Annotated in this window: 15 protein-coding genes; 3 read left to right on the top strand and 12 right to left on the bottom strand. The window is 67.9% G+C overall.

All coding sequences use genetic code 11. The annotated features are described in order from the left end of the window. Positions 1 to 3: 3 nt before the first annotated feature. A complete protein-coding gene (gene dacB / locus VHR41_13035) occupies positions 4 to 1,494 on the bottom strand; it encodes a D-alanyl-D-alanine carboxypeptidase/D-alanyl-D-alanine-endopeptidase (protein ID HEX3235119.1) in 1,491 nt (496 codons plus the stop codon). 275 nt (positions 1,495 to 1,769) lie between these two features. Between dacB and VHR41_13030 the strand changes: the two genes are divergently transcribed. Beyond that, the gene (locus VHR41_13030) at positions 1,770 to 2,243 is read left to right on the top strand and encodes a DUF1097 domain-containing protein (GenBank protein HEX3235118.1); all 474 of its coding nucleotides are present in this window, start codon (positions 1,770 to 1,772) and stop codon (positions 2,241 to 2,243) included. Positions 2,244 to 2,318: 75 nt separating this feature from the next. After that, entirely contained in the window at positions 2,319 to 2,978 is a 660-nt protein-coding gene (locus VHR41_13025; GenBank protein HEX3235117.1) for a hypothetical protein, read from the top strand. A 134-nt stretch (positions 2,979 to 3,112) separates the two neighbouring features. Here VHR41_13025 and VHR41_13020 read toward each other — a convergent pair whose 3' ends face one another. The 6 genes from VHR41_13020 to VHR41_12995 all read right to left on the bottom strand — a co-directional run bounded on the left by VHR41_13020 (position 3,113) and on the right by VHR41_12995 (position 7,750). Continuing rightward, entirely contained in the window at positions 3,113 to 3,562 is a 450-nt protein-coding gene (locus VHR41_13020) for a hypothetical protein (GenBank protein HEX3235116.1), read from the bottom strand. A 147-nt stretch (positions 3,563 to 3,709) separates the two neighbouring features. After that, positions 3,710 to 4,594 (bottom strand): RNA polymerase sigma factor RpoD/SigA, encoded by an 885-nt coding sequence (locus VHR41_13015; protein HEX3235115.1) that lies wholly within the window; start codon positions 4,592 to 4,594, stop codon positions 3,710 to 3,712. Positions 4,595 to 5,159: 565 nt separating this feature from the next. Then, positions 5,160 to 5,432: a hypothetical protein gene (locus VHR41_13010; protein ID HEX3235114.1), complete on the bottom strand. Its 273-nt coding sequence runs from the start codon at positions 5,430 to 5,432 to the stop codon at positions 5,160 to 5,162. Between the two features lie 35 nt (positions 5,433 to 5,467). After that, the gene (locus tag VHR41_13005; protein HEX3235113.1) at positions 5,468 to 6,130 is read right to left on the bottom strand and encodes a helicase-related protein; all 663 of its coding nucleotides are present in this window, start codon (positions 6,128 to 6,130) and stop codon (positions 5,468 to 5,470) included. Positions 6,131 to 6,307: 177 nt separating this feature from the next. Continuing rightward, on the bottom strand, positions 6,308 to 6,808 hold the full coding sequence (locus VHR41_13000; GenBank protein HEX3235112.1) for a DEAD/DEAH box helicase: 501 nt from the start codon (positions 6,806 to 6,808) through the stop codon (positions 6,308 to 6,310). A 324-nt stretch (positions 6,809 to 7,132) separates the two neighbouring features. Next, a complete protein-coding gene (locus tag VHR41_12995; GenBank protein HEX3235111.1) occupies positions 7,133 to 7,750 on the bottom strand; it encodes a TetR/AcrR family transcriptional regulator in 618 nt (205 codons plus the stop codon). A gap of 185 nt (positions 7,751 to 7,935) precedes the next feature. Here VHR41_12995 and VHR41_12990 point away from each other — a divergent pair, with 185 nt between their 5' ends. Continuing rightward, positions 7,936 to 8,157: a hypothetical protein gene (locus VHR41_12990; GenBank protein HEX3235110.1), complete on the top strand. Its 222-nt coding sequence runs from the start codon at positions 7,936 to 7,938 to the stop codon at positions 8,155 to 8,157. A gap of 80 nt (positions 8,158 to 8,237) precedes the next feature. On the opposite strand, the gene rpsU is transcribed toward VHR41_12990, so the two are convergent. The 5 genes from rpsU to VHR41_12965 form a co-directional block, all read right to left on the bottom strand. After that, positions 8,238 to 8,438 (bottom strand): 30S ribosomal protein S21, encoded by a 201-nt coding sequence (gene rpsU / locus VHR41_12985; protein ID HEX3235109.1) that lies wholly within the window; start codon positions 8,436 to 8,438, stop codon positions 8,238 to 8,240. Positions 8,439 to 8,618: 180 nt separating this feature from the next. Further along, positions 8,619 to 9,761, bottom strand: a complete 1,143-nt coding sequence (locus VHR41_12980) for a hypothetical protein (protein ID HEX3235108.1) — start codon at positions 9,759 to 9,761, stop codon at positions 8,619 to 8,621. 65 nt (positions 9,762 to 9,826) lie between these two features. Further along, positions 9,827 to 10,342: a DUF1440 domain-containing protein gene (locus VHR41_12975; GenBank protein ID HEX3235107.1), complete on the bottom strand. Its 516-nt coding sequence runs from the start codon at positions 10,340 to 10,342 to the stop codon at positions 9,827 to 9,829. A 71-nt stretch (positions 10,343 to 10,413) separates the two neighbouring features. Beyond that, on the bottom strand, positions 10,414 to 11,487 hold the full coding sequence (locus VHR41_12970) for a hypothetical protein (protein HEX3235106.1): 1,074 nt from the start codon (positions 11,485 to 11,487) through the stop codon (positions 10,414 to 10,416). Beyond that, the gene (locus VHR41_12965; protein ID HEX3235105.1) at positions 11,484 to 12,512 is read right to left on the bottom strand and encodes an aldo/keto reductase; all 1,029 of its coding nucleotides are present in this window, start codon (positions 12,510 to 12,512) and stop codon (positions 11,484 to 11,486) included. The genes VHR41_12970 and VHR41_12965 overlap by 4 nt, the downstream gene beginning before the upstream one ends. Positions 12,513 to 12,610: the final 98 nt, after the last annotated feature.

Below are 12,610 nucleotides of genomic sequence, written 5' to 3'. Positions count from 1 at the left end.
GCGCTACTCTTCCGCCTTCGTGCTGGTGCCGCCCATTTGGGTCTCCAGCATGCCGCTCAGGGTCACGCCCTCGGCGCCGAGCAGCCGAAACATCTCCCACTCGGCGGCCCGCGCGGCGTGAATCCGGCGTCCGTTGTACATCAGCGAGATGACCAACACGCCATCAGGGCGGCCGAGGTACCCGGCCAGGGCGGCGACGTTCTCCAGAGTACCCGTCTTGGCGTGCACCACGCCCCGATGCATTCCCTGGCGCAGGTTCCGAAGCGTCCCGGTGCCGTTGGCCGGGAGCAGCATCGGGTAGCCCTGGTTGCCGGGGAGCTGCGGGTAGCGCGCCAGGTAGAGCACCTGGGTGAGCGGGCTGATCCGATCGAGATCGCTGAGTCCGCTCCCATCCACCAGCAGCACCCGCGCCGAGGGACCCACCACCTCGCGGACGTGCTGTGTCACCAGCTCGGGCCCAGCGGTCTGACTGCCGGCCGCCCACTGCAGCATCAGCTCCGCTCCGATGTTGAGACTGCGGCGGTTGACCTCCGTCGCCACGCTGTCGAACGGCGCGGACTCCACCTGTGCCAGCACCGTCGTGGTGCGGGGCGTGAAGGCGACCGGTCCCCCCGGGTTGACCCAACGGATGCCGGCCCGCTCCAGCGCCGCGGCCCACACCACGGTGAGCAGCCGGGCCGGATCGTACGCCACCGCCGAAAGACCCGCCGTCCTCCGGTACAGTCCGATCCTTCCCACCAGGGTCCAGCCACCGTCCGGCGCCGGCAGGAGCGAAAGCCGGCTGCCGCTTCCGCCGACCGTGGTGGCGGCAATCCGGACCAGCCGGTCGACCCCCGCGGGATACGCGCTCACCAGCAGGGGCGGCGAGCCGACGTCGCGGCCGGGCCTGAAGGTGAGCGAGACGGTATTCTCGTGCAGCGTGACCGGCCCCACCGGCGGAGCGTAGAGCTGACCCTGAAACTCGGTGGACCAGGTGACTGGGTAGCTCGACGCCGCGGGTCCGGTGCGACTGGTGAGCGCCAGCGGACCGTCCAGTATTCGCACCCCGCGCTCGCGGAGCCGGCGGGCAAGCTCGAGCAGCTTGGGCCCGTTGCGGCCGGACCGCTCGAGCGTCGGATCACCGCCGAGCTCCAGCGCCCATGCGCCCTGCCAGCGGCCCGAGTTCCGATCCAGCGCGCCATCGCCGACCACTCTCGTGGTGATCCGCGAGTTGCCCCCCACCCGCGCACGGGAGAACCCGGTGGTGAAGAGCTTGGCCGTGGACGCCGGCACCATCTCGAGCTCCGGGCTGGCGCTCCACAGGATCTTGCCGTCCATGGTCCCGACCGCGATGCCCCATAGTCCGCCCGGCGTCCGCTGGACGGTACGCCGGTACCACCCGTCGAGCGCGTCGCGCTCTCCCGACGGAAGGGTCTGGGCTGACAGGGATGCGGTCGTGGCAGCGCCCGCCACCAGGCAGACGACGGCCAGAGCCCGAGTACGTGCTCGGATCATGAACGACTCGATCTGAAACGGGGTCGGACAGGAATATCCGGCACAATTCTAAGCAAGTGGCACGCCAAGTTGCAACCGGTGGCGCCGCAGAGCCTTACGAGTAAACAAACGAAGCGACGCAGAGCAATTCGCCCGACAGTTCCGATCCAGCCGGGCCGGTGCAATCCTTGACGCTCTCAGCTTCTGGTGATACGCTCTCCCTGCCTTCCCAGCAGATGCTGCCCGTTCGCTCGTTCGGCCTCGAGCTCCTGACCCTTCATCCCCGGAGGTGTCCCGTGGACGTGCTGCTCGCACTCGGCATCAGTATCGGCATCCTGATCGCAGGCTGGACTTACGTGGCTCTCGGACCCGGCGCGCTTCCGGTCTGGGCCGGCATCGTGGCGTGGGGCAGTTTCTTCGCCGCGGGCGGAAAGATGGCCGGCCTGACCAAGACCATCGCCTCCAATCTCTCGGGAGTCCTCTGGGCCTACCTGGCGCTGACGGCCGCCAACCGGTTCGGTGGCGGGTTGCCAGTGCTGTCCGCCATGGTCGGGATCGCGGCGTTCATCATGGTCCTGCAGGCCAAGATCTCGCTCTTGAGCTTCATCCCCGGCGCCTTCCTCGGGGCGGCAACTGCCGTGAGTGTCGTGGTCGGGGCCAACGGGGAATGGATCAGGACCGTCATCGCACTGGTGGCCGGCGCCGTGCTCGGCTACCTCTCCGAGGTGCTGGCCGGGGCGATGACCGGCACCGCGAAACAGGCCGCCTGATCGAGGAGAGGCAGCAGCAAAACACGGCGTCCAGGCGCCGTCGGCGGCCGGCTCGGGGAAGCCCGATCCGGCCGCTTGACCGTCCAGGCTGGGCGGTATCGGCTCGTCGTATTGGGCGGTGAGCTGCTCGCCGGCCACGCGCGCCTGGACCCGCTGCGATACCATCTGGGCCACGCTCGCGGGCAAGCCGAACTCGCGCAGATAATGATCCGTGGCCTGACCCACCGACATGATCCCCTTGAGCAGCCGGGTAAACCCGATCGCGTTCTCGACGTGGGTCCCGACCACCGCTTCGGCGGCGCGCGCCCCGACCATCCGGGCCAGCTCGAAGGTCTTCTCCTGATACCGGCGGCGGTAGCGCTGATGCTCGATCACCAGGTCGGGCCGGAAGCGGTGCCAGCCCGCCAGCACCGGGAACTGCCCCAGAGGCGGCAGCGACTCGAGCTCAAGGGCGGTGAAGGTCCGGGAGCGCACCACCTCCTGCATTGCCTCCGGCACCGCGGTCACCTGAAAGTAGAGATCCATCGCGTGAAGGACCGCGATCCGGGAGGCGAACTCACAGAGGAATTGCAGCGCTTCCGCGGTATGCGTCGCGATCAGCGCTTCCCACGCCGCGGCATAGGCGACCCTGACCTGGAGGTGCAGCGCCTCGGGTATCCGGCGCAGCGACATCTGGCTGGGCACCGTCATCTAGGGGGACTCCGGCTGGTGGCGGGACGAATCCGGTCTGGATAGGGCCGGATCCTCTGCCGCAAGCAATATTCAGTCCCCCGGGGGGAACCGGGAGCCGGTCGGCAGAACCGCCCCGAGCGCCAGCCACGATCCGGCCGGCACTCGCAAAACGCCCGTCAGTTTTGCAGGGATTGAGCTCAGCGCAGCGCCAGGGGAATGAACCTGGCGTAACGTCTTTCCCAGCTACGGAGCGACTCCATGGAGAGGCCGTCGAGCTCCTGAGACACGGTCTTGGCGGCGGTGAGGGCCACCTCGATGTCGGCGGCATCGTTGACCGCGTGGTCCCGCCCGGATAGCTCGGCCACTCCGACCAGCACCGTGAGCTGATTGTTGACCTTGTCCTGGAGCATGAGCCGGAGCTTCCGGATCAGGCGCTGGCGGCCCAGCAGACTGTAGCGATGCACCGCCCAGAGGATGAACCCCTGGAGCCAGATGAGATACGTCAGTGCGAGCCCCTGGACCCCCTGACTGAGTTGAGCGAACGTGACGGCGATCGCGATCAACACTCCGCAGGTGGTGAGCAGAAGCTCGAAGTGCTCGGCGAGGTGCGCCCGTAGGGCGTTCTGAATCCGCGAGGGAGAGTGCACAACGAGCCTCTAGCGCAGGTAATCGGGGGAGCACTCGTAGTATTGAGGGAAAGCCCCCTGGCGTCCAGTGGCAGATTTCCGACACCGACAAGAAAACGAGCCCCGCCGATGCAATGCCTGGCGGGGCTCGTGGTTACATCGGGGGCTTCAGGCGGCGAGATCCCTCAGCTTGTCACCGTGCTGCTCCCGGAGCTGTCGCAGCGCCCGATCGCGGAGCTGCCTGATCCGCTCGCGGGTGACTCCCATCATCTGGCCGATCTCCTCCAGCGTCCGCGTCTTGCCGTCGTCTAGCCCGAAATAGAGCCGGAGCACCTTCGCATCACGGGGCGGGAGCGCCGCCAGGGCCGCGTCGAGATCGGTGGTCTGGCTGCTCACCAGGGCCGCCGAGTCAGTGCTTTCCTGGGTGGTGGGTACGAACCGTTCCATCCTGCCCCGATCGTCGGTCTCCCGTACGGGATGATCCAGCCGGACCGCCTCGATGTGGAGCGCGCTCAGCGAGCGCACCGCATCCCGGGTCAGCCCGGTGGCCGCCACCAGCTCCTCCGTCGTGGGAGCCCGGCCCAGCCGCTCGGCCAGCAGCGTGGTGGCGCGGCCGAGCCGATTGAGGTCGGCCGTGCGGTTGAGCGGCACCCGGACCGGGCGGCCATGGCGCGCGATCGCCGCCTGAATCGCCTGGCGGATCCACCAGACGGCGTAGGAGATGAATTTCACGCCGCGATCCGGGTCGAACTTCCGCGCCGCAGTCATCAGGCCGACGTTCCCCTCGCCGATGAGGTCCATGAGCGGGACCCCACGGTTCTGGAACTTTTTCGCCACCGAGACCACGAACCTCACGTTATGCCGGGCGAGCTTCTCTTGGGCCTCGACGTCTCCCTTGAAGGCACGACGGGCCACGGCCGACTCCTCCTGCACCGAAAGGAGCGGAATTCGGCTAATCTCCTGGAGGTAAAAGTCCAGGCTCTCCCGCCCCTCGTCCACCGCCTTGGGGAGGGGGGAAACTCGTCCTCGACGCGCACGCTTCTTGACTGCCACTTTGTCGGACTCCTGTCTGCGGACCCAGCTGATGGTGACAACTACAATTCCGCCAAGGGGTTACGAATTAATTAACCTCTGGTTCCCAATCGAGCCGGCAGCGGAACCTGGCTACCTCTGCACCCTCGTCGACTCAGAGGTCACGATGAATGGGCCCCAAGGATCGTTGCAAATGCCGGCGACAAGACGCACTAACACGGTGACATAACACACCCTCAGGGCGCACTGTTCCCGCCCTCTACCTCGCTCGCTTCGTCCGGCTGGTAGGCTCGGCGTGCAGGGGATCGTCGGGCCAATGTGCTTGGGGTACCGGCCCCGCAGATCCTTTCTCACCTCGAAGTAAGTGGTTCGCCAAAACCCCGCGAGGTCACGCGTCACTTGTACCCGACGGCGGGCCGGCGAGAGCAGATGCAGGGTCACGGGAATCCGCCCTCGACCCAGCCGGGGCGTCTCGGTCATTCCGAACACCTCCTGCAGGCGGACCGCCAGAACGGGGACTGCGGGATCCGAGTAATCCACTGGGATCCGAGACCCACTCGCCACCTGTACATGACTCGGCGCCCAGTCATCCAGAGCGGCGCGCTGGTCCCGGCAGCAGCCCGAGGAGGATGTTGGCCAGATTCAGTCGGCCGAGGTCGTCCAACCGCCGGAATCCCGCCAGGTGCGGCCCGAGCCATACGGACCGCGTGTCCAACAGCGCCCTATCGGAGCAGTCGGTCGAGCTATGGTCCAGCCGGTGGAGGAAAACCAGCCGGTGCTGCAGCCGGCGGGCGTCGTCAGTCCAGGGCAAACTCTCGAGACCGCTCCGCCTGATTCCATCGAGAAGTACGGCGGTCACCTGGTCCGGATCGGGCCCCTGCAGCGGCACCTCCCTCAGAACCAGCGCGCCCAGCCGAACCCGCCGGGTACTGACGACCGCGTTGCCAGCTCGCACGCCAGGCCGCCGGCACCGAGCTCCCGCCCCCGTATGACCATATGGGCAAGGCGCGGATGGAGCGCGAAGCGGGTCATCTCCCGGTCGTGGACGGTCAGCCGCCCTTCGCGATCCAGTGCGCCGAGCTGGCGAAGCAGCAGCCGCGCCTCGCTATAGGACGCGGGCGGGGGCGAGTCCGGCCAAGCGAGCTCCGCCGGATCGGCCACGCCGGCAAGCGCCAGCTCCAGCGCGAGGGCCGCGAGATCGGCGTCCAGGATCTCCGGAGTTTCCCGGGGTAGGAGCTGGTGGTCTTCATGCGCGGCCCAGAGCCGGCAGCACACTCCCGGCCCCAGCCGACCGGCCCGGCCGCGCCGCTGGTCGGTCGACGCGCGGGACACCCGGACGGTCGCCAGGCGGGTCATCCCCCTGCGTGGGGAATACCGAGGGACTCTGGCGAGTCCCGAATCCACCACGATGCGGACGCCCTCGATCGTCAGGCTGGTCTCAGGGATCGAGGTCGCGAGCACCACTTTCCCGTGGCCCGGCAGGCTCGGCCTGATGGCTCGATCCTGCTGCTCCGGAGAGAGGTTGCCGTGCAAACGGGATGACAGCAGCGGGAACACCCTCGAGGAGACGCTCGACCCTCCGGATCTCGCCCGCGCCGGGGAGGAACACCAGCACATCCCCAGGCTCGGACCCCAGGATCTCGCGCACTACCCGGGCGACGGCGGCATCTACCCCTACCTCGGGACGCCGGGCGAGGTATCGAGTTTCCACCGGGTGACTGCGTCCCTCGCTGGTCACGACAGGCGCGCCGCCCAAGAGATCCGCCACCGGTCCGCCGTCGAGGGTGGCGGACATGACGAGCAGGCGGAGATCGGGCGCAGTATTCCTTGAGACTGCAGCGCCAGCGCGAGGCCCAGGTCCGCGTGGATGCTCCGCTCGTGAAACTCGTCGAAGACGAGCAGCCCGATTCCCGCCAGCTCCCGATCGGATTGGAGCATGCGGGTGAGAACGCCCTCGGTCACCACCTCCACCCTGGTGCGCGGGCCAACCCGGGTATCGTGTCGGACTCGGTAGCCGACCGTGGCGCCGACCTCTTCCCCCAGCATCTGCGCCATCCGCCTTGCCGAGGCCCGTGCGGCGAGCCGCCGGGACTCCAGCATCACGATCCGAGCCCCAGCCAGCCAGGGCTCCGCCAGCAGTGCGAGCGGCACCCGCGTGGTCTTCCCCGCCCCGGGTGGCGCCTGGAGCACCGCGGCGGTAGAGGTGGCCAGCGCCTGACGGAGGGTAGGAAGCACCGGCTCGATCGCAGGGGAAGCTCGGGCGATGTCATGGACCCAAGGATAGCAGTTCTGGAACTGCTTCCGCCTGGCCGGCGTTTGCCCTCTACCGGCTGGCACGGACCGTGCGAAACCGGCGAACGTCGAAGTGGGAGCAGCTCTTCAGGCGCGTGAGGAAGGTTGGTGGGCCCGTGTTGACTTGTGATTACAACGGATGGAACGACGCGCCGGAGGAAGAGCGCGAATGGTTCGATCAACACCCCGAGATCTGGGGTGGTCCTGTGCGGGATTCGGACAAGCGTCCCTACCGGGTGACACCCAGGAAAAGGCGGGGTTGACCCCCTACCCTCCCCGCAGGATTCCCCGAATCAGCGCATCCATCCCCTCGAGCCCGGTCTTCTCCGGATCGGGCCACGCAATCCAATCGTCGTTGTCGAACACGATCGAGAGCGACACGATCCCATGGATGACCGACCAGGCCATCAGCGCCACCTGGTCCGGGTCGGTCAGCTCCGTCCGGAGCCGGCGGGCGGAAATCGCTTCGGCGGCGGTACGGCGGAGAAAGCTGTATGCATCCTCCTCAGGATTGCCCTTCTCGACGCCGGCCTCGACCTCCGGCGTGACGGTCATGAAGAGGAACCGGTAGTGACTGGGGTTCTCCAGGCCGAAACGGATGTAGGTCTGCGCAATCCGTCGGAGCCGCTCGATCGGGTCCTCGATCCGTCCACTCCGCTGAAATGCCTGGGCCAGCGCGCGCATGTCGTTCTCGCACAGCTCCCGCAGCAACGCATGCTTGTCCCGGAAGTGATGATAGATCGCCGTGGGCGTGTACTCGACCTTCTTGGCGATGGCCCGCATGGTCACCGCCTCGATACCCTCCTTGACGAACATCTCCCGGGCCGCGTCGAGGATGCGAGCGCGGGTTTCCTGGGGTTGGGGCGCCCTCGTGGTCGGGATCATGGCCGGCTAACCTAACGCTGTTAAGTACAGTCCGCAAGAGGCCCCGGGCGGCTCGTGCGGTGCGTCACCGCCTTACCCGCGGGTTCGAAGTACGATATGCGCATGTAGTTGCCATCCGGCGGAGGCTCGCCGCTGCGCTCCGGTTGGACAGCGCAGTTTCTTTTTTCCTGTTTAGGGGGTTGGATATGCGCACCAAACTGGCCACAGCGATCGCACTGCTTGCACTTGTCGGCTGCAACCAGAAAAATCGGGAGACGGGGGCGGCCGGGAACGGGGACACTACTCGTTCAGGCACCGATACCATGATCCAGTCGAGCCGGATCAAGGACACCACGGTCGTGAAGAAGGACACGTCGATCGACGTGGATACCACCAAGAAGACCGACCACATCAAGAAGAATCAATAGCCGGAGCGGTCCGATACACAGAGACCGGCTGAGCGGTACCTCGCTCAGCCGGTCTCTAGTATTTCCCATCTCGTCCGGGGCTACCAGGCGTCGGTGGTGACTCTCTTCTTGCGCTTGCGCCGGAGGGCGGCAGCGGTCTTGATGGCTCGCGCCTCGCTGGGCTTGACGTAGTGCCGCCGGCGCCGGAGCTCGCCGAAGAGTCCGGACTTCTGCAGCTTCCGCTTGAACAGCTTGAGCGCGCGCTCCAGGCTGTCTTCGTCCTTGAGCCTCACCTCGGTCATTGGGCCACCCTTCGTCGCGAGCGGGTCACGGCTGAGAACTCCGCCGTCTGCAGTCAACGGAAAAGGGGCCTGGCGCCAACGCCAGCCCCCTCTGATCACGTCGGTGATCGGGCCTTGCCGGGCTCCGATGCATTTGGAAATGTACATCTTGGCTGGCCTGGGGACAACCCCGGGCCTGCCTCAGTGCCGCAGCAGGCCCAGAATCACCTCGGTCACGATCAGGAGGATGATGATCACCTCCAGCACGTTGCCTCTGGCGGTCTGGGCCTCGTCGTTCAACATGGCATAGGTGTCCCGGAAGATCTGCAGCTTCCGGCTCAGCCCGTTCCGCCAGGCCTCCTCCCGAAAGAGGGTCAGCGCGGCCTGGTAGATCCGGGCGAGGTAGACGTCGTTGGTCACCTTGAGGCCGTTCTCCACCCGCTCGACCACTTCGGTGGTATCGGCCACCATGGTATGCAGTCCAGCGAGCACGTTCTCGAACCGCCGCACCAGCAGGGCGGTGGCTCCCCGGCGAGCCAGCAGGGCCCGGTCGTAGAGCTGGGGGAGCTCGGCGTCCAGGTACGCGTCGTAGACCCGGAGCTCGAGCAGCTGGGCATTGGCAAACTCGAGCAGGAACTCCACATCCTGGTCGGCCACCAGCGGCTCGGCAACCAGCGCCGCGTCCCAGCTCAAGACGGTGAGATCCTGATCGGTATAGCTGAAGCGCCGGGAGAGGAGATTCCGCCGGGCATCCTCGGTGAGCGGCCGGGACTCGCCCAGCAGGAGTGCGGCCAGCGCCGAGTCGCCCAGCCGTGCCGGAGTGGCGGCCACCCCACCTTCTCGCAACCGAGTGAACCGCCACACGGTGTAGTCCTCCACCACCGGCGCGATCGCCGGCCGCTCGATGGCCGGCCGGAGCTGCGTCACCAGAGCGCCAAGCGCCGGCCCGAAAACGAGACCCAGGTCGGTCCGCTCCAGCTTTCGGGCAAGTTCGAGCAGGTCGGTCCAGGGCGTCCCGTCGGCCAAGACGAAGCGGAGACGCAACGAGATCACCCCGAAATCGAAGCAACAGGCGCTCAGCTCGGCGGTCGTCGCGAGCCCCTCGGCCGGTAGCGGCACCGGGCCGAGGGGCACGGTCAGGGGAGGTTGCGCGATGATGAGCGCCTTCGCCTCACCACGGGTAGGCCGGGCGCGGGCGGGGGACTGTGCCTCCAGCAACCGCGCCGCGTGCGCCAGGTCGAGGGCGTAACCGACGTCGTGGAGCCGGTAAGCCGTGACGGCTCCCTCGACGGCGAGGGTAAGATCTCCCTCGCCGGCATCGCGGTGCAGCGGGATGACGGACATGTACCGGAGAAGATACTCGGGAACCCGCGGTGCACAGGCCCCCTTCCCCGCTTCAGATTACGGCATCAGGCGACGGCGTCGAGCACCCGGAGTGTAGCATCGGTGACCGTGCCGAAAGTCAGGTGGCCAGCCAGCCCGCGGGCGTGGGTCTGCCATGGGAATGCCGCCGGACCAGGCGTGAGGCCGAGGGCGGACACCAGTCCCTCGTCCACCAGTCCCCAGAAGGCCGTTCCGAATCCGGCCCCGCCCAGCCGGCCGACGGCGGCAAACCGCCGCCGGAGCACTCCGTAAACGGCTCCGGTGCCGATACCGATTGCCCAGTGAATCATCGAGCCCAGACGCTCGCGCTGCTTGTCGTCGATGCTCCGGCCCGCGAGCTCAGCGGCCTTCTGGGCCGCTGCCCCGTAGGCGGTCTTGCCGCTGCGGGCCCGATCCTCCGCCTCGCGGGCCTCGGGGTTCTCGCGCTCGTACATGTAGTTGGTGATCTGGCCCATAAGCCAGGTCGCCACGGCACCGGCGATGGCACCCTTGATCGCGGCCGCGCCGGTACCGCCCTCGGTGTGTCTGTTGCGTCGGGACATCCGCACCTCCATTTCGAGTCACCCTGCGCGGACATATTGGTCACTCGAGAGTCCGAGGCAAGTGACTCGGCTCACAGGCGGGCGGCACGGGACGAAAGAGGCCGGCGGGACCGGCCCGCGATCTCCAGCAGGTCGCGAAGCATCGCCGACGCGGTCGGCAGCGGATCGCGCTCAAAGCTGGTGGCGCTGGCACGGCCCGCGATGTCGGTGTGATAGACCACGCCCATCTCCTCGCCATCCATCCGGGCGAGTGGATGATCGAGCGGAATCGCGGTGGGCCTCACGCTGAGCCGGAAGGTCTCCGCCCCATCCCCCATTGGCTCCGCCAGGCAGAGCAGTACGATGCGCTCGCCGCGCGCGACAGCGGCGCGCAGCATTGCGGGGGTAACCTGGGCGATCCCTTCGACCTCGACGTCGGCCACCGCGGCCGGCTGCCGCAGCACGGCGTTGGCGACGATCACCAGCTTGCTGGCAGCGTCCCAGCCTTCCACGTCGAGCGATGGATCGGTCTCGGTGAGCCCGCGTCGCTGCGCCTCGGCCAGAACCTCGGAGTAACTCCGGCCTTGTTCCATCGCGCGGAGCAGGAACTGGGTCGTGCCGTTGAGGACGGCTTCGACCCGGAGGATTCTGGCGCCGGCCAGATCGCGGAGCCCGAGATTGATCGTCGGCATCGCGCCACCGACGCAGGCGCTGAACCGGAGCGCTGGCCGCGAGAAATCGGCCAGATCGCTCAGTGCGGCCAGCTCGGCGTACGCCAGGGCGAGCGGGCCCTTGTTGGCGAGGACCACCGCGACGCCATTTCGCAGGGCGGCCCGGGTGATATCGAGACCGGGCTGCCCGGTCCGGAGATCGACCGGCGTGGACTCGAGCACGGCATCGGCCGAGAGGGACTGAACCAAGTCGAGACCCGACATGCCGGGGTACCCCACGACCGGTAGCGAGCCGACGGAACCGCCTCCCTGCTTGACGGCCAGGACCGCGCCACGGTCGAGGCCGCCCGGATCGAGCGCTGCCCCCGCCGAATCAGCGGCGCCGACCACGGTGCACTCGAGGCCGTAACGCTGGCGGAGCAGCGTCGCCTGAGAATCGAGCACCCGCAGGAAGCTCCGGCCGACGTTTCCGAGGCCGGCCAGGATGAGTCTCACGAGTGCTGGAGCGCTGCGGGCCTGGCGGGACCCTGCCCCGCGCCCGTCCGCTCGATCGCGGCCGCGATCTCATCCAAGTCCGCCGCGGAGAGCTCCAGAGTAGCCGCCCCGATCCAGCCCTCCACCTGCCGGGGTGAGCGGGCGCCAACGATGGCCGCGGTCACGCCCGGCCAGGCCAGCGTCCACGCCACCGCCACGGCCGAGACGGTCGTCTCGTGCCGCTGGGCGATGGGCCGGAGCGCGTCCCGCAGGGCGAGGTTGCGCTGGAGCTGCGGTGGCTGGAACTCGGGTGCTCTCCGGCGCCAATCATCCGCCGGCAGCGCGGCCACCCGCCCCACGTCGAAGCTGTCGGTGAGGATCCCCGACTGCATCGGGCTGTAACAGATCACCCCCGTACCGTGCCCGGCACACCAGGGAATCTCCTGAGCGGCCACGCTCCGGCGAATCATCGAGAACGGCGGCTGCAGCGAGTCGACGTGGCGGACGGCCTCGCATCGCTGCAGCAGCGCGACGTCGAAGTTGGAGACTCCGATGACTCGCACCTTTCCCGCCTCGACCAGCCGCAGCATGGCCGCCCAGGAGTCCTCCACGGGCGTGCCGGTCTCGTCCGGCCAATGGAACTGGTAGAGATCGATCCGGTCGATTCCCAGCCGCCGAAGGGAGGCCTCGGCCTCGGCACGGATCGAGTCCGGACGCAGGACCCGGCTGGGGGAGGCCATGCGATCGCGCTCGTCCCATACCAGGCCACACTTGGTGAACACGAAGGGGCGCTCGCCCGCGGGCAGATTGCGCAGCAGCCGGCCGACCACCTCCTCCGAGTGGCCCAGTCCGTACACCGCCGCGGTATCGATCCAGTTGACGCCGAGCTCCAGGGCTCGGCGGATCGCCCCGAGCGAGGCATCATCGTCCTGCGGTCCCCAGCCGAAGGACCAGCCGCCGCCGCCGGTAGCCCAGGCGCCGAACCCGACGGTGGTGATCTCGAGCCCGGAGGATCCCAGAGGACGGGTCGGAAGAGTCGTGTGCATCGGTCCTGCTCCTCGCGTGCGATGTCGATGGTGGCCATCCAGCCGCTCCCGGCTATATGACGGCAGCCAATGCCGATTGCAAGACGTCGGCAGTCCCG

The sequence above is a fragment of the Gemmatimonadales bacterium genome, from assembly GCA_036265815.1.
Classification (GTDB): Bacteria; Gemmatimonadota; Gemmatimonadetes; order Gemmatimonadales; family GWC2-71-9; genus CAVVWJ01.
This window is presented reverse-complemented; position numbering and strand designations above follow the sequence as displayed.